The 17955-nt window shown below is 31.5% G+C and carries 17 protein-coding genes; 14 read left to right on the forward strand and 3 right to left on the reverse strand.

Features of this window, described 5'->3' with window-relative positions:
• The 8 genes from alaS to K8P03_RS09010 are packed head-to-tail and all read left to right on the forward strand — an operon-like array spanning position 1 to position 7486.
• Complete coding sequence (gene alaS, locus K8P03_RS08975; protein WP_223420349.1) at positions 1 to 2619, forward strand: alanine--tRNA ligase; 2619 nt, start codon at positions 1 to 3, stop codon at positions 2617 to 2619.
• Positions 2620 to 2622: 3 nt separating this feature from the next.
• Entirely contained in the window at positions 2623 to 2883 is a 261-nt protein-coding gene (locus K8P03_RS08980) for an IreB family regulatory phosphoprotein (RefSeq protein WP_223420350.1), read from the forward strand.
• Positions 2876 to 3295 (forward strand): Holliday junction resolvase RuvX, encoded by a 420-nt coding sequence (gene ruvX / locus K8P03_RS08985; protein ID WP_223420351.1) that lies wholly within the window; start codon positions 2876 to 2878, stop codon positions 3293 to 3295. The genes K8P03_RS08980 and ruvX overlap by 8 nt, the downstream gene beginning before the upstream one ends.
• The gene (locus K8P03_RS08990) at positions 3288 to 3530 is read left to right on the forward strand and encodes a DUF1292 domain-containing protein (protein ID WP_223420352.1); all 243 of its coding nucleotides are present in this window, start codon (positions 3288 to 3290) and stop codon (positions 3528 to 3530) included. The genes ruvX and K8P03_RS08990 overlap by 8 nt, the downstream gene beginning before the upstream one ends.
• The gene (locus tag K8P03_RS08995; RefSeq protein ID WP_223420353.1) at positions 3520 to 3960 is read left to right on the forward strand and encodes a Fur family transcriptional regulator; all 441 of its coding nucleotides are present in this window, start codon (positions 3520 to 3522) and stop codon (positions 3958 to 3960) included. Before K8P03_RS08990 ends, K8P03_RS08995 begins: the two co-directional genes overlap by 11 nt.
• A complete protein-coding gene (locus tag K8P03_RS09000; protein ID WP_223420354.1) occupies positions 3960 to 5636 on the forward strand; it encodes a ribonuclease J in 1677 nt (558 codons plus the stop codon). The genes K8P03_RS08995 and K8P03_RS09000 overlap by 1 nt, the downstream gene beginning before the upstream one ends.
• A complete protein-coding gene (locus K8P03_RS09005) occupies positions 5623 to 6261 on the forward strand; it encodes an O-methyltransferase (RefSeq protein WP_223420355.1) in 639 nt (212 codons plus the stop codon). Before K8P03_RS09000 ends, K8P03_RS09005 begins: the two co-directional genes overlap by 14 nt.
• A complete protein-coding gene (locus K8P03_RS09010) occupies positions 6251 to 7486 on the forward strand; it encodes a peptidase U32 family protein (protein ID WP_223420356.1) in 1236 nt (411 codons plus the stop codon). The genes K8P03_RS09005 and K8P03_RS09010 overlap by 11 nt, the downstream gene beginning before the upstream one ends.
• Positions 7487 to 7521: 35 nt before the next feature.
• On the opposite strand, the gene K8P03_RS09015 is transcribed toward K8P03_RS09010, so the two are convergent.
• Both K8P03_RS09015 and pepT read right to left on the reverse strand, forming a co-directional pair.
• Entirely contained in the window at positions 7522 to 7752 is a 231-nt protein-coding gene (locus K8P03_RS09015; RefSeq protein WP_223420357.1) for an elastin-binding protein EbpS, read from the reverse strand.
• Positions 7753 to 7833: 81 nt separating this feature from the next.
• Complete coding sequence (gene pepT, locus K8P03_RS09020) at positions 7834 to 9054, reverse strand: peptidase T (RefSeq protein ID WP_223420358.1); 1221 nt, start codon at positions 9052 to 9054, stop codon at positions 7834 to 7836.
• 79 nt (positions 9055 to 9133) lie between these two features.
• Between pepT and dut the strand changes: the two genes are divergently transcribed.
• The 6 genes from dut to K8P03_RS09050 are packed head-to-tail and all read left to right on the forward strand — an operon-like array spanning position 9134 to position 16747.
• Positions 9134 to 9568 (forward strand): dUTP diphosphatase, encoded by a 435-nt coding sequence (gene dut, locus K8P03_RS09025; protein WP_223420359.1) that lies wholly within the window; start codon positions 9134 to 9136, stop codon positions 9566 to 9568.
• Between the two features lie 5 nt (positions 9569 to 9573).
• The gene (locus K8P03_RS09030; RefSeq protein WP_223420360.1) at positions 9574 to 10095 is read left to right on the forward strand and encodes a hypothetical protein; all 522 of its coding nucleotides are present in this window, start codon (positions 9574 to 9576) and stop codon (positions 10093 to 10095) included.
• Positions 10096 to 10152: 57 nt separating this feature from the next.
• Positions 10153 to 12762 (forward strand): DNA mismatch repair protein MutS, encoded by a 2610-nt coding sequence (gene mutS / locus K8P03_RS09035; protein ID WP_223420361.1) that lies wholly within the window; start codon positions 10153 to 10155, stop codon positions 12760 to 12762.
• Positions 12762 to 14543, forward strand: coding sequence for a DNA mismatch repair endonuclease MutL (gene mutL, locus K8P03_RS09040; protein WP_223420362.1), 1782 nt, complete (start codon positions 12762 to 12764; stop codon positions 14541 to 14543). The genes mutS and mutL overlap by 1 nt, the downstream gene beginning before the upstream one ends.
• A complete protein-coding gene (gene miaA / locus K8P03_RS09045; RefSeq protein WP_223420363.1) occupies positions 14533 to 15480 on the forward strand; it encodes a tRNA (adenosine(37)-N6)-dimethylallyltransferase MiaA in 948 nt (315 codons plus the stop codon). Before mutL ends, miaA begins: the two co-directional genes overlap by 11 nt.
• Positions 15470 to 16747 carry a methionine gamma-lyase family protein gene (locus K8P03_RS09050; RefSeq protein WP_223420364.1) on the forward strand — a complete coding sequence of 426 codons (1278 nt, stop codon included), beginning with the start codon at positions 15470 to 15472 and terminating at the stop codon, positions 16745 to 16747. Before miaA ends, K8P03_RS09050 begins: the two co-directional genes overlap by 11 nt.
• Before the next feature lie 43 nt (positions 16748 to 16790).
• On the opposite strand, the gene K8P03_RS09055 is transcribed toward K8P03_RS09050, so the two are convergent.
• Positions 16791 to 17780 (reverse strand): tyrosine recombinase XerC, encoded by a 990-nt coding sequence (locus tag K8P03_RS09055; protein ID WP_223420365.1) that lies wholly within the window; start codon positions 17778 to 17780, stop codon positions 16791 to 16793.
• Positions 17781 to 17955: the final 175 nt, after the last annotated feature.

A 17955-nucleotide genomic window follows, 5' to 3' on the forward strand; every position in this document is an offset into this window, starting at 1 on the left:
ATGAAGAACTTAGGAATGAATGAGCTTAGAAAAAGCTATTTAGAATTTTTTGGAAATGAGAAAAATCACACATTATTAAAATCATTTCCTCTAACACCAATTGATGACGATACACTTTTATTAATTAACGCTGGTATGGCACCTCTTAAAAAGTACTTTACTGGTGAACTTAAGATGAAAAACAACAGAGCTACTTCTTCACAAAGATGTGTAAGAACTGGTGATATCGAAAGAGTTGGTAAAACTGAACGTCATGGTACATTTTTTGAAATGCTTGGAAACTTCTCATTTGGGGATTATTTTAAAAGAGAAGCAATTAGCTGGGCTTATGAATTTCTAACCAAAAAACTTGAAATAAATAAGAATGATCTTTGGGTTACAGTATTCCACGATGACGATGAAGCCTACAATATTTGGCATGATGAAATAGGAATGCCAGCTGAGAGAATTTTAAGACAAGGAAAAGAGGATAACTTCTGGGAACTTGAGGTAGGTCCATGCGGACCATGCTCAGAAATTTATGTTGATAGAGGTGCCGAAAGAGCTGTTGATGAAAATGATAACCAACCAGGAAATGATGATTCTGATAGGTTCATGGAAGTATGGAACTTGGTTTTCACTCAATTTAACAAGGATAATCAAGGCAACTATACTAATTTAAGCCATCCAAATATAGATACAGGTATGGGACTTGAAAGAATTGCCATGATTCTTCAAGGAAAAGATAACATTTTCGAAATAGACGTAATGAAAGAAATTATTTCCGAAATCGAAAAACTATCTGGAAAAACTTATAAGACCAATAAGGCTGATGACGTATCAATAAGAGTAATAGCTGACCACGCTAAGGCTATGACATTTTTAGTATCTGATGGCGTAATACCATCAAATGAAAAACGTGGCTATGTCTTAAGAAGACTCATCAGGAGAGCTTACAGACACGGAAAACTTCTTGGCATCGAAGGACCTTTCCTAAATAAAATCGTAGATAAGGTAATAGAAACCTATAAAGTTGAATATGATGAATTAATTACAAATATGGATAATATCCACCAAGTTATTAGCGATGAAGAAGATAGATTCCAAAGGACTATTAACCAAGGTCTTGAAAAACTAGACGATTTAATTTCTGACATGGAAAAGAACAATCAAAAAGTTTTAGATGGTAGTGAGGCTTTCAAACTTTATGATACTTATGGATTCCCATTAGACTTAACTAAGGAAATCTTAGAAGAGAAAAACTTTGAAGTTGATGAAGTAAAATTTGAAGAAGAAATGGAAAATCAGAGAAATCTTGCAAGAAATGCTAGAAAAACTGATAATAACCATAGACACGACAACATAATAACAGACCATCTAGAGAAAACAGAATTCGTTGGATATGATAACTTTGATATAAAAGCAAATATTATAGCTATATTTGAAGATGGAGAAGAGAAATCTTCGATAAAAGCATCTGGTAAAGGTATAATAATAAGTAATAAGACTTCATTTTATCCAGAAGGCGGTGGAGAAGTTGCTGATACAGGGTATATCAAAACTTCAGAAGCCTTTGCTAAAGTTGTTGATGTTCAAAAGAAAAATGATATTATATTCCACTATGTAGAAGTGATTGAAGGAGAACTCAGAACTGGATTAGATGCAGAATTTTCTATCGACCTTGAAAGAAGATTAGATATTCAAAGAAATCACTCAGCAACACACTTACTTGATAAAGCTCTCAAGAACGTTTTAAAACAAGACATCAAGCAAGCAGGATCTTTGGTAGATGAAGACAAATTAAGGTTTGACTTTACCTACAACAAAGCTCTTAGCTATGAAGAATTAAGAGCTCTTGAAGATGAAATTAACGCCAAAATAAGAGAACAACTTCCTGTTAAAAAAGAATATATGGATTATAAAAAATCTGAAGAGTTAGGAGCTGTGGCTCTATTTGAGGATAAATACAAAGATGTTGTTAGAGTCGTATCTATGGGTGATTACTCAATAGAACTTTGTGGCGGTTGTCATGTAAATAACACAGCAGAAGTGTTAATATTTAAAATTAAATCAGAAACATCTGCAGCTGCAGGCGTCAGAAGAATTGAAGCTATAACTGGTAGAGCAGTTTATGAAGACTTAATCAAAAAAGAAAACACAATTAAAAATATTGCCCAAAGCCTTGACGCAAAAGTAAACAATATTTCATCAAGAATAAATTCACTAAAATCTGAAATTGAATCTAAAGATACTGAAATAAAAAGACTTAAGTCTCAATCAAATAAAGACATATATAGTGAACTTAAGGGCAAGATTAAAAATATCAACGGAGTTAACTTACTAATTGCTAAGTTTGATAATATTAGCATTGACGAATTACGTGATTTAGAAAATAGGTTAAAGACTGAATACGATAATTTAATTATTATCTTTGCTGCAGTAACCGATAAAGTTGTATTTACAGTGTCTGTAGATGATAATTTAACAGATAAGTATAACGCTGGCAAAATTGTTAGAGAAATTGCTCAAATTACTGGTGGTAATGGCGGTGGTAGAAAGAATTTCGCCCAAGCAGGTGGAAGTGATTTATCTGCCTTAGCCAAAGCACTTGAAAGGGCTTACGAAATTATAAAGGAGTAAGGAATGACTGACAATAATAAGCTTAATGAAACTATGCTTTTCAAAAGAGAAGATATAGAAAAGAATAACATTAGAGAGATTCTTACAACAGTTTACAAGGCTTTAGAAGATAAAGGTTATAAACCAAATTCTCAAATAGTAGGATATTTACTATCTGGAGATCCAACTTATATAACCGCTCATAATAATGCCAGAAAGCTTATTAGGGCAGTTGATAGAGATAAAATTTTAGAAGAATTACTAAATAATTACATCAATGACTAGGATAATGGGACTAGATGTTGGGGATAAAACAGTAGGTGTCGCTTTGAGCGACCCTATGCTTTTAACCGCTCAACCTTTTGAAACAATAAAAAGAACTAAGGCAAAATTTGATATAGACAGGATTGAAGAAATTGTTAATGAAAAAGATATCACATTAATAGTAGTTGGTCTTCCTAAAAATATGAATAATTCTATTGGCCCTCAATCAATGAAGGTCATGAGTTTTGTTGACCTAATTAAGAAAAGAATAGACACAGAAATTGTCTATGAAGATGAAAGATTAACTACAGTTCAATCAGAATCTGTTCTCATCGATATGGACGTTAGACGTGAAAATAGGAAAACCCATATTGATAAAATTGCTGCAAGTTTTATATTGCAAAGTTATTTAGACAGGAGTAATAATGGATAGTATCTTTTTACTGGATGAAAATAATAATGAAGTTGAATTTAATATATTAGATACATTCGGAATAGATGATAAGAATTATGCCGCCCTTGAACAAGTAGGGGATGACATGATTATGATCGCTGAGGTTTACAATACAAGTGATGTAATAAGCTTTAAAACGATTGAAGATCAGAAAGAACTAGATGAAATTATAGAATTTTATGAAGAGATGAAAAGAGAGAATGATGAACATTGAAGAAGTAAGAAAGATTTTTGAAAAAAACAACCAAAAATTCACTAAGCAAAGAGAATTGATATTTAATGTTTTAAAAAACTCTTCAGAAAAACACCTAACACCAGAACAGCTATTTTCTATAGTCCATGAGGACCATAAGCAAGTAGGTATTGCGACTATTTACAGAACTTTAAATATTTTTGAAGAGCTAGGTATAGTTAATAAACAAGAGTTTACCGATCAGGCCTACACTTATGAGATAATAGATCCAAAAAGTGATCACCACGATCATATTATCTGTACTTCTTGTGGGAAAATTCTAGAAGATGAGTTTTTATCTTTTGAAGATGTTAAAAATTCTCTTAAGAAAAATTTCGATTTTGATTTATCTTATTATTCTTTAAGGATTTATGGAATCTGTTCCGATTGTCAGAATAATAAGGAGAAATAATGACAAATGAAAAAAAATTAAGAATAATCCCAATAGGTGGATTACATGAAGTAGGTAAAAACTGTACACTGGTTGAATATGGCAACGACATGATAATGATAGACTGCGGTCTAACATTTCCAGATGAAGAAATGCTTGGAGTTGACATAGTTATCCCAGATTTTACCTATGTTGAAGAAAACAAAAATAAATTAAGAGGCATATTTGTAACCCACGGACACGAAGACCACGTAGGTGCAATTCCATATTTTTTGAAAAATGTGGATACAAATGTGTATTGCTCAAAACTTACTAAGGGTCTTCTTGAAAATAAATTTAAAGAACATGGTCTTAATCCAAACAAGATTAAGATGGTTAATGTTAATAATACTGTTAAAGCTGGAAGTCTAAGCGCTGAATTTATTAGAGTCAGCCACTCAATTCCAGATGCTTGTGCTATAGCTGTAAAATCTCCGATTGGCACTGTAATATTTACAGGTGACTTTAAGATGGACTTTACACCAATAGACAATGATCCAACAGACATCCAAAGGCTAGCAGAACTTGGAAAAAAAGGAGTTCTTGCTCTATTTGCAGATTCTACAAATGTTGAAAGAGAAGGATTTTCCTTAAGTGAAAAAGTGGTTGGTGAGACTTTTGTTAAGATTTTTGGACAAGCTAAATCAAGGATAATTGTTGCAACATTTGCATCAAACCTTCACAGAGTCCAACAAATAATTACCGCTGCAGAAAAATACAATAGAAAAGTTGCCCTATCTGGTAGGTCAATGCTAAATAATGTTAGGATTGCAAACGAGTTAGGTTATCTAAAAATAAAGAAAAATACCTTAATCGACATGAAAGCTATCAAAAAATATGCTGATGACGAGCTAGTAATTCTATCAACAGGTACTCAAGGGGAGCCTCTAAGCGCACTTACAAGAATGGCAAATAAAGAGCATAGACAAATTACCTTGAATGAAACAGATATGGTTATCCTATCATCATCAGCCATTCCAGGCAATGAAATGGCTATAAATACTACAATCAACAACTTGACAAAGATTGGTTGTAAGATTATTTATTCTTCACTTGCTAAAGTTCACGCTTCAGGTCACGCTTGCCAGGAAGAAATTAAATTAATGTACCAATTAATTACACCAACATACTTAATTCCTGCCCATGGTGAGATTAGACAATTACAAAAACATTCTGATATAGCCCAAGATATGGGTCAGCCAAAAGAAAATATCTTTATATGTGAAAATGGAGATATCATTGAATTTACAAAGAAATCTGCAGTAGTAAAAGGAAAAGTTCAAGCAGGAAATGTTTTAGTTGATGGATCTGGTATTGGTGATGTTGGTAATATCGTCCTTAAAGATAGAAAACACCTATCAGAAGATGGACTAATGGTTGTTTCAATTACTTTTGATAGACATACACAAGAACTTTTAGCTGGACCTGAAATTGTATCACGTGGTTTTGTTTATGTTAAAGAAAACCAAGATATAATAGAGAATGCTAAAGATGTTGTATTAAGATCAATAAATAAGTGCAAAAAACAAGATATTAAGGCTCTAAGTCAAATTAAATATCAAATTAGAGAAGATTTAAAATCTTATATTTATAACGAACTGGGTAGAGACCCAATGATTCTACCTGTAATATCAGAGATAGAAGATGGGAAATATTAATTACGAATATACTTCCCTTTTTATAGAAGATTTGCTTAACGATACTGATTTTGTAGATTTAAGAAAATATGCTATAGAAAATGATGTTCCGATTATGAATAGCCAAACCAAGGAGCTTATTATAAGCATCCTTCAAATAGCTAAGCCTAAAAAAATCTTAGAAATAGGAACTGCTATAGGTTATTCTTCACTTTGCTTTAAAAAGTACACTGGGGCAGATATAACAACTATAGAATTAGATACGGCTACAGCAGAAATCGCTAGAAATAATTTTAAAAAATATAATGTTAACGTCAATCTTATTAATGATGACGCAATGAAAGCCTTGAGAACTATTGATCAAGGCTTTGATTTTGTTTTTATAGATGCTAATAAATCAAGATATTTAGATTATTTTAAGATTACTAGCAAACTTCTTAATAAAGGTGGAATAATAATTGCAGATAATGTCTTATTTAGAGGCGAAGTTTGTAATGATGATATAATGGAAAAAAGAAAGAATACTTTAGTTAAAAGACTTAGGAATTTCCTAGCCTACATAACGGATTTAGAGGAATTTACAACATCTGTGATTCCCATAGGCGACGGGCTTACCTTAAGTGTTAGGAGAGATAATGACAGATAAAAAAGTGGAACTACTTGCCCCCGCTGGGGATTTTGAAAAATTAAAAACTGCTATTAAGTTTGGCGCAGATGCAGTTTATCTAGCAGGAGATAATTTTGGCTTAAGAGCCAATGCAAAAAACTTTAATAATGATGAATTAAAAAAAGCCGTAGCCTATGCTCATGAAAGAGGTGTTAGGGTCCATGTAACCATGAATATCATGCCTCATGATGGTGATATGGACGGTATAGTGGAATATTTAGAAAACCTTAATACAATTGGTATTGATGCCCTAATAATATCAGATCCAGGTATTTTTTCTCTTGCAAAAAAACATACAGATATTGACCTACACATTTCAACTCAGGCATCTGTTACAAACTCTGCAACTGTTAATTTCTGGTATGAAATGGGGGCTAAAAGAATAATCCTTGCCCGTGAACTTTCATTAAAGGAAATTACAGAAATAAGAAAAAATACCCCAGAGGACATGGAGATAGAGTGCTTTATACATGGTGCCATGTGTATTTCATATTCTGGTAGGTGTCTATTGTCTTCTTATATGACAGGTCGTGACGCTAATAGGGGAGATTGCGCCCAACCATGCAGGTGGAAATATTCTCTACAAGAAGAAACTAGGCCTGGAGAATATTTTCCAATAGAAGAGGATGGCAAGGGTGGTACTTTTATAATGAACTCTAAGGACCTTTGTTTGATTGACGAAGTAGATAAGCTAATTGAAGCAGGTATAGACAGCTTTAAGATAGAAGGTAGAATGAAAACACCTTTTTATGTGGCAACTGTTATCAGGTCCTACAGACAAGTTATAGATAGCTATTATGAAGGAAACTTCAGCAAGGAAGTTAGTAAGAAGTACTTTGAAGAAATTAATAAGGCTAGCCACAGACATTTTACCAAGGGATTTTTCTATAATAAACCTGATGAGAATGATCAAATTTATGGCTCATCTTCATATATCAGAAATTATGACTTTATAGGCGTAGTTATTGATTATGATAAAGAATCAAAGATTGCAACAATTGAGCAAAGAAATAGGTTCTTTAAGGGAGATGAAATAGAAATTTTTGGTAATAGTAAGGACTTTTATACCCTAAATATCGATTATATGGAAGATGAAAAGGGAGAAGAGATAGAAGTAGCTAATCAACCAAAGCAAATTTTAAAAATAAAAATTAATCTTCCATTAGAAAAGGGAGATATTCTTAGAAAGAAAATAGAGGACTAAAAAAGCTAGCCATTTGGCTAGCTTTTTATATTTTATTAGTCTTCAGATGGATTTTCAGAAAAATCAGCTCTAGTTCTTCTAGCTTCTGCGCCAACGTTAGAGTTTTCATCAGCTTCATCAGAGATTGATCTAAGGTTTTCTTGGTCTGGACCTAGTTTTTTATCTAGAGATTCACCGCCGGTTTCCTTATTTTCTTCTCTAATTTTTCTGTCAAGTTCTTCATTTCCTCTGTATTGATTATCGTTTGAAATTTTTTGGTTTGCCATAATATCTCCTTTTTATTAATGCGTTATGTATTTCCTATACAAATATAATAACACATTTCAGGAAAATTTACAATCCTTTTCTTAGTTAGACTCCTCTATAAGTCTAATGATTTCAATAATTACTCGGCTAGCTTTTTCCATATGTTCAATAGGTATTAGCTCATATATGCCGTGGAAATTCATACCTCCAGTGAAAATGTTTGGACAAGGAAGACCCATAAATGATAGTTTTGAGCCATCTGTTCCACCTCTGATTGGGCTTATGAGAGGTTTTATATCAAGATTTTCCATAGCATTTTTCGCATAATTAACTATATCCATATGTTCTTTTATGATATCACCCATATTATAATAGCTATCAGAGATTTTAATATCAATAATATTACCGTATCTTTTATTTAAAAACTCAGCGTTGTTTTTAATTTCTTCTTTCATTTTTTCAAAGATTTCTCTATCATGATCACGGATAATATATTCCATCTTAGTAGTTTCTATGTCACCGTTAATGCTTAATAAGTGAAAAAAGCCCTCATAGCCTTCTGTATGCTCAGGACGTCTAACAGAACCTAATAGGTTGTCAAATTCATTTGCGACTGATATAGAGTTAATCATAATGTTTTTAGCAGAACCAGGGTGGATAGACTTGCCATGAATAGTTACTTTAGCGTCAGCGGCGTTAAATGATTCATATTCAAGTTCACCGAGGATACCACCATCAATAGTATAGGCGAAATCTGCATCGAATTTCTTTACATCAAAGCTATCACAACCAGTACCTATTTCTTCATCTGGTGTAAAGGCAATCCTAATTTCTCCGTGTTTGAAATCAGGGCTATTGACAATATATTCTATTGCGGTCATAATAGCTGCTATTCCAGCTTTATCGTCGGCTCCAAGAAGAGATTTCCCCCTTGTAGTAATTAGTGTTGTTCCTTTTAATTTTTCTAGATAAGGAAAGTCTTCTACCTTTATAGATTTTGTATCATTTAATTTTATATCCCCACCTTCATACTTAATTATTTGTGGATTATTAATTTTACCATACATCTCTGGTGATGTGTCCATGTGAGAAATAAAACCAATTTTTGGTAAATTTTTGTCGGAATTTGCTGGTATTTTTGCAAATACAAAGCCTTCCTCGTTAATTTCTGCATTTAGTCCTAATTCTTCTAATTCTTTTTTTAATTCTTTTGCAAGTACTAGTTGACCATCTGTTGATGGTTTTTGTACTTCACCTTTTTCTGGATCACTTTTAGTGTCAAATGAAATATACTTTAAAAAACGTTTTGTTAAATTTTCCATATTTACTCCTTTCTAATACTATACTTTCAATTGTAAAGTGTGGCTAAAATTGGTATATTAATTTAGGAAGGTGAGTTAAATGAAAGAAAACATTTTAAAAATAAAAACTGAAGGTCAAATCCCAGCTTACGCAACAAAACATTCAGCAGGAATAGATTTATATTGCAAAAGCGACGAGGATATTATAATAAAAGCTAAAGAAACAGTCAAAATACATACAGGAGTCTATGTAGAAATTCCAGAAGGATATTTTGGGGCGGTTTACCCAAGGTCTTCAACTGGTGTTAAAAAACATCTAATACTTGCAAATACTGTGGGTATCATTGATTCGGACTACAGGGGAGAACTGATGATTTTCTTCTATAATTACGGTGAAGAAAAACAAATTATAGAAAATGGAGACAGACTAGCCCAACTAGTTATTCAACCATATATGCAATGCGAAATACAAAAAGTCGATGATCTTGCCGATAGCGAAAGAGGCGAAGGCGGCTTTGGATCTACTGGTAAATAATCTTTATGAATAAATTTTTAAGAAAAAATAAGTATAATTTATTTTTATTTGCTGCCTTTATCTTAGTACTAATAATTCTTGGTATTTTTCTAAAGGGAAGGCTAGATGATATGAATATGGCTAAATACGATAATGATATTGTGATTCTTAAGGGAAATGGTGATGAAATAAAGTCGTATTCTATAAGAGAACTTAAGAAAAAAGCTGGAAGTAAAAAAGAAGTTTATGTAAATAACGGTCTAGAAAAAGTAAAAATCGAAGGCGTTTCACTAGAGAAATTAATAGGAAGCCTTGACTATAACTTAAGAGAGAGGCCTACTATTTCAATAGAGGACACAGATGGAAATTCAAATAGATTTCCTATGTCTCTTGCCTTAGAAGTAGATAGGGTCTATTTGGTTTATAAAATAGATGGCGAGCCAATTGTGGAATACAACCCTTCTTACGGAACACTCGTTATAATTGATACAACAACTAAGAGCGCTAATAGCTGGATTACAAACGTAAAAACTCTTAATATTCAATAAATAGGCTGTTACACAAACTGTGACAGTTTATTTTATTAAGAAATGAAAAGGTGAAATATGACTAGTAAATTTAAGTATGAAAAATTAACACCGATGTTAAGGCATTATGTAGATGTTAAAAACGATTTTAAAGATGCCCTCCTTTTATATAGGGTAGGGGATTTTTATGAAACATTTTTTGATGATGCTATAATTACCGCAAAGGTTTTGTCTTTAACACTTACAGGCAAGGAATGTGGCCATGTTGATAGGGCTCCAATGTGTGGAGTTCCTCACCATGTTATAGATACCTACGTTAATAGACTTGTAAAGAAAGGCTATAAGGTTGCCCTTTGTGATCAAATCGAAGATCCCAAGGAAGCTAAGGGCCTTGTAAAAAGAGCCATTACTAGGGTCATCACTCCTGGTACCTTAACTGATATAGAATCTTTAGATAATAAAGAAAATAACTACCTCTTATCAATTTTTGAAAATGAATATGGTCTTGCTATGGTCTATTGTGATATTTCTACAGGAAAACTTGTAGGTCTTGAAATAAAGACATTAAGCCAAAATATTGGCAAAAAAGCTATAGACCAGATTGAAAAGATTAATCCTTCGGAAATAGTTTTAGCTAGTAATTTTAAAAATGATGATATAAAAAAATACCTTAATTTAAATAATCAAATTTTTATAAACTATATTGATTTTACAACAGACTATGAAAATAGAGTACGTACTATAAATGATTATCTTGGCAAAGATAACCTTGAAAAAATAAAGGATAAGAGACTCATAATTGTTGCACTAGCAAATCTTCTAGACTATATCTATAAATATTACGAGGAGAAACTCGACCATATAAATGACATTGAAGTTATAAAAATCAATGAATTTATGGAAGTTGAGGCAAATACAAGAAAAAACCTTGAACTTACAAGAAATTTATCAACAAATAATAAAGAAAACACCCTAATAAGTATATTAGATAAGGCCGATACAGTTATGGGTTCAAGGATGATACATGACTGGCTAGAAAGACCTTTGATTGATAAAGGCAAAATCAACAGAAGGCTTGACCTGGTTGAAGGTTTTTATAAGGATAATATCCTTTCTAGAAATGTATCAAACCTCTTAGATAATGTCTACGACCTTGAAAGAATCCTTGCAAAAATCTCTTATAAAAGAGCAAATGCTAGGGATATAATCTCTCTTAAGAATTCTCTTAGAGATATTCCAAAACTTAAGAAAATCATTACTGACTCATCTAATACCTTAATAAAAAATCTAGGCTATAACCTACCTGATATTGATGATGTCTATAAACTTATTGATGAGTCAATAGTCGATGAACCACCGATAAATATAACTGAGGGCGGACTTATAAAAGTTAACTATGATGAGGGACTAGACAAATTAAAAGAAATGGCAGATTCTGCTGAAGATAGGTTAATTGATTATGAAAATGAGCAGAGGGACCTTACTGGCATTAAAAATCTTAAAGTAATTTATAACAAGAACAACGGATACTCTATTGAAGTTACCAAGACTAATACTGATAAGGTTGATTCATCATATATTCGAAAGCAAACGCTTAAAAATCAAGAGAGATATACTACAGAGGAACTTGAAAATATTTCTTCTATGATATTAAATGGGAAGGAAAAAATCAACCAACTAGAATATGAAATTTTCAACAAAATAATAGAAGAAATTTTAAACTCAACACTTAGACTTCAAAGTCTTTCTAAGATGATTGCAAATATAGATAGTTTAAATGCTTTTTCAAAAATAGCCCACAAGTATTCATACTGCAGGCCAGAAATTACCGAAGAAAATGAAATAATTATTAAGGACGGAAGACACCCTGTAATTGAGATAAATCTTGATGAGAATGAGTTTATAGCAAATGATACTAACATTGGTCAAGATAACAATCTCATCCAGATTATAACTGGGCCAAATATGGCTGGTAAATCGACTTATATGAGACAGATGGCACTTATAATAATAATGGCACAAATTGGATCTTTTGTTCCAGCTAGCCATGCTAAAATCGGTATTTGCGATAAAATTTTTTCAAGGATCGGAGCAAGTGATAATATTTCAAAGGGTGAATCTACCTTCATGCTTGAAATGAATGAAGTTTCAAATATCATTAAAAATTCAACTGAAAAATCTTTTGTAATCCTAGACGAAGTTGGTAGGGGAACAAGTTCTGATGATGGCCTAAGTATTGCTATGGCCCTTGTTGAATACTTATCCAAGCATAAAAAAGTAAAAACAGTATTTGCGACACATTTTCATGAGCTTACAATACTTGAAAATGAACTTAATAACGTTAGAAATCTAAAGATTGAAATACTTGAAGAAAACAATAATTTGGTGTTTCTTAGAAAAATAAAAAAAGGAAAGTCTGATAGGTCTTATGGTATTGAAGTAGCAAAACTAAGTGGACTTCCAGAAGAAATACTTAATAACGCAAAAAATATCATGGAAAAACTTTCAAATGAAGATTTCTTTGATGTAAACAAAAGCGAAGAAATTAAAAATTCACTAGAAGATATTAAAGATAAGAAAATTACAGAACTTAAAAATTTAACGGACAATATTAATATTAACGAATTAACACCACTAGAAGCTATGAACCAACTTAATATACTAATTGAAAGAATTGGGGAGATATAATGTCAATTATAAAACTTGATAAAGACACAGTAGAAAAAATTGCTGCTGGTGAAGTAATAGAATCTCCGCTATCAATCATAAAAGAATTAGTTGAAAATTCAATAGATGCAGGCAGTAGAAATATTACTGTGGAAATTAAAAATGGTGGTAAATCTTATATAAGAGTTACTGACGATGGTGTAGGGATTGCTAGGGAAGATATTGACTTAGCCTTTCAAAAACACGCCACAAGTAAGATTAGTAAGTTTGATGATCTCTACACAATTGCTTCCCTTGGCTTTAGAGGTGAGGCTCTCCCAAGTATCGCCTCTGTGAGTAAAGTTGTTGCTATTTCTAAGACAGAAGATTCTGAAATTGGGACAAAACTTGACCTTACTACAAAAAAAAATAAAAAATCTTCAATCGCTACAAATAAGGGTACAAACATTATTGTAGAGGATTTATTCTATAATATGCCAGCTAGGAGAAAATTCTTAAAATCTGATATGGCAGAAGCTAATAAAATTAGTAAGCTGATGTATGCCTTTGCAATTGGTTATAAAAATATTTCTTTTAAATACATCAAGGATGATAGAATTCAGTTTCAATCAAATCCGAATTTAAATTTAAAGTTAAAAATATCTGACCTCTTAGATAATCTCTTAGAGGAAAATCTCATTGAATTACACGCTAAAAATTCATCTTATAAGATAACAGGAGAGATAGGTCTTCCTAATTATTACAGGGGCAATAGGTCTATGCAATATATTTTTGTGAATGATAGACTAGTTGAAGATGAGGAAATAACAAAAATTATAGAAGACCAATATCAAGGACTTATTCCTCAAGGCAGATTTCCTGCTTTCTTTATCTTTATTTACACCGATCCCAAAAATATTGATGTAAATATCCATCCTAATAAGAAATTAGTTAAGTATTCATATGAAGATGAGCTTCTAGAATTGATTATTGATAATGTTAAAAATTTACTTAAAGCAAAGCAAGAGATTCAATCAATTAATATCAAGGAAAATAAAAAGGATGAATTTTTAGACTTTACTGATTATAAAGCTATCTTAGATAAGTATTCTCCAACAAATACGCTTGTCAGGGAAGACGAAGAGGCCTATGATAATGAAATAGAAGCAAAAAATTCAAATTTTTTTGACAGTAATAAAGAATTTGATTTTGAGTTTTTAAAAGAAGATGAAAAAGTAAATGAAGACTCTTTTGTAGAAGATATAGAAATACCAACATATAAGACATCTATTTTCAGAAGATATTCTATATTTGAAGATCAGGACAGGGTATTTATACTAGATCATAGAAAAGCTCAAGAAAAAATCAAAATGAGTGAATTCCTCAAAGATTTTAAAGCTAATAAAGTTGCGAGTCAATTATTATTAGAGCCTATTAGGATGCATTTAAATAAGATAGATGTTGAAAGATTTGAAACTAAACACAGTCTTTTTCAAAGATTAGGTTTTGATGTAGAGTTAATCTCTGAAAATTCTATACTTATAAGAGAAATCCCAATGATTTTCAATCAACCAGAAAACGATAAATTTTTCTACGAAATTTTAGACTTGGACAATAATATTAGTGATGAACTAATTACTAGTAGATTAAGAAAATTAGTCAAAAGTCTTTCCTTTAGAAAGGGTTATACTATCAACAAAAACGAAGCAATCGAGCTTTATAAAAATCTAATGAAAGAAGAAAATCCTTACAACACCTATGATGGTAATGCCACCATTATCTCATTAGAAGATAAAGATTTGGAGAAATATTTTGAAAGATAAAATAATTATAATTACCGGGCCCACAGCAAGTGGGAAAAGTGATATAGCTATAAGTATCGCTAAAAAAATCAATGGCCAAATTTTATCCGCTGATAGCCAACAAGTTTATAGAGGGATGGATATTGGTACCAACAAGGTAAGTGACCCATTTGTAGTTGACCATCATCTCTTAAATTTAGTTGATCCTGACGATGAATTTACTGTTGAAAATTTTAGAAAAGATGCATCGGATATTATTTCTAAATTAAATTCAAGACATATTATGCCAATCATTACTGGTGGGACTGGCTTTTATATAGATTCACTACTTTTTGAAATGAACTATGGCCAAGTAAAAAAAGATTCTAGGATAAGAAATAAGTTGGAGTCACTAGCTGAAATTAACGGAAATGACTACTTATATAATAAGCTTATGGAAATTGATCCAAATACAGCCGAAAAATATCATCCAAATGAATTAAATAGAATTATAAGGGCTCTTGAAATATATGAAATTACAGGCGAAAAACCATCAGAAAAACGTACAGGTGAGAGAGTCTTAAATAAAAATATTGATCCTATATTATTTTTTCTAAACTACAATGATCGACAAATATTATATGATAGGATAAATGATAGGGTAATTGAAATGATAAACCAAGGCCTAGTAGAAGAATTTAAGTATATAGTAGAGAATTTTAATCTAGATGAAAATTCTCAATCTATGGCCGCTATTGGTTATAAAGAAATTTTCCCTTATATAAGAGGTGAAATCAGTCTTGATGAAATGATTAATCTTATCCAAAGAAACACTAGAAGGTATGCTAAAAGACAAATCACTTGGATGAAAAAATACCTAAATTATCCATTTACACGAGAAATAATAATGGATGACCTAAGTAAAGATGATGCAACAATGATAATAGAAGATTTAATAAAGGATATATATGAATTTTAATGAAGTTTACAATAATTATAATATCGATGATAGGTATGATGACCTTATAAGAGAGTCTGAAAAAGAATTGTCTGAATTATTCAGACTCCATGAAGAAATTTCAGAATTTAATCAATTAAAGGTTATGAAAGCCTTTAACGAGAATTCTCTCCGATCATCGGACTTTTTTACCGCCACTGGTTATGGCTATGCAGATACAGGTAGAGATACATTAGAGGCAATATTTTCTTCAATATTTAAAGCGGAAGATAGCCTTGTAAGGCCTTCTATTGTATCAGGGACTCATGCCTTATCAATCGTTCTATTTTCCTTATTAAACTATGGAGATAAACTCTTATCAATAACTGATGATCCATATGATACAATGCAGCAAGTTATAGGTATAGCTGGGGATAAAAAAGGAACCTTGATAGAAAAAGGCGTCCTTTATGACAAGTTGGATCTTGATTCTGATAATAAAATCCAATACGATAAAATTAAAGAAAAAATTGATGAGAATACCAAAGTCATTCTAATTCAAAGATCAACAGGTTACACACAAAGAAGAGCCTTTACTATAGATGAAATCGAAAAAGCTGTAAAAGAAATTAGAAAGGTTTCAAAAGATGTAATTATTTTTATAGATAACTGCTACGGTGAATTTACCGAGACAAAGGAACCTATAGAGATAGGAGCCGATATCGTAGCGGGATCTCTAATTAAAAATCTTGGCGGTGGCCTTGCTGTTACAGGTGGATATATTAGTGGTAGAAAAGACCTTATAGAATATTGCGCTAATACCCTAACAGCTCCAGGAATTGGAAAAGATGAGGGATTAAGTTTTGGTACAAATAGATTGGTAGTTGAAGGACTTTACTTTGCTCCACACGTAGTTAAAGAGGCTTTAAAAGTAGCCCTATTATTCGCAAGTGTCTTTAACAAACTAGGATATGAAGTAACACCAAAACTTGATGATCCAAGGTCTGATGTCATTCTTGCCATAAAATTAAAAGATCCAGAAAAATTAAAAACTTTCTGTAAGGCAATACAAGAAGCGTGCTCTGTTGATTCAACCTTCGTACCTGAAGCTTATCCAATGCCAGGATATGAAGATCCTGTAATTATGGCGGCAGGGGGCTTTGTAGAAGGGGCAACTTCAGAATTATCCGCCGATGGACCATTAAGAGAACCATATATGGCTTACCTCCAAGGTGGTCTTAACTATTACCATGGAAAACTTGCTTTAAAGATAGTTTTAAATAGATTTTCTAAAAACAACTTCTTATAAAATAAAAAATCGTTCTAATTATATAGTTAGAACGATTTTTAAATTAAAATTCTAATCCTGATAAAGGACTTTTATTTACAGCCTTTTTAAGATCCTCATCATCTAAGTGGGTATAAATTTGAGTTGTTGAGACTGAAGCATGGCCTAAAATATCTTTTAAGGCTCTTATATCAACATCGCCATACTTATACATTAGTGTGGCAGCAGTATGTCTGAGTTTGTGAGTAGAGTAGATACTAGTATCAAAACCTGCTTTTGCCAAATATTTGTCTATAGTTGATTGTACAGCTCTGTTTGAAATTCTTTTCTTTCTAGTGGATATAAATAGGGCATCAACACTCGAATTCCTAAGGTATTCAGACCTAATTACTATATAATTATTAATAAGGTCTTGGCAGTTTTTTGTGAGATAAACAGTTCTTTCTTTATTTCCTTTGCCTATAATATTGAATCTATCTTTATTTACATCGGATAAATCTATCGAAACAAGTTCAGAAAGCCTCATTCCGGTAGTCAAGAATGTAAAGACTATTGCAAGGTCTCGAACCCTTAGAAAAGTGTTTTTTTCTTGATTTATTGTTTCTAGTAATTTTTCCGTCTCACTTAAGGTAAGGTAAACTGGTTGTCTTTGGCTAATTTTAGGATTTCTTAGCTTATCTGCAACGTTAGTATTAATTATCTCAATTTCACTATACATATATTTATAAAAAGATTTTAGGGCTGAAATTTTCCTAGACCTTGTAGTAGCAGAATCATTCTTGTCATTGTCTAAATAAGAAAGAAATGCATAGAAGTCTTGTATTGTAAGCTTTTCAAAGAACTCGCTATCTATAAAGAAATTAACCTTATTATAATCAAAATCTTTTTTATAGATTTCTTCATTATTATTGTAAATCTTTCTAATTATTTGATATTCTATAAACATATCAAGATCATAAGCGTATTCTTTAATTGTAGATTCAGAAAGGCCCTTAATTGATTTTAAATAGTTTAAGTAATCATTTAATAATAGAGGCCTTATAAATTCTTCCATAAGTCTCTCCGTACACAATAGCATAAATCAATCCGTAAAATTTAATCGATTCTTAATTTCCTATATCTATAATAGAATTATACCTATTCTAATTCAAAAAACAAATTATTGCACAAAATTATTATTTTGTGCAATAATTTTAATGTTGTTATATGCCTTCTTTTATCTTATTTTA

Source organism: Anaerococcus murdochii (genome assembly GCF_019957155.1).
GTDB lineage: Bacteria > Bacillota > Clostridia > Tissierellales > Peptoniphilaceae > Anaerococcus > Anaerococcus murdochii.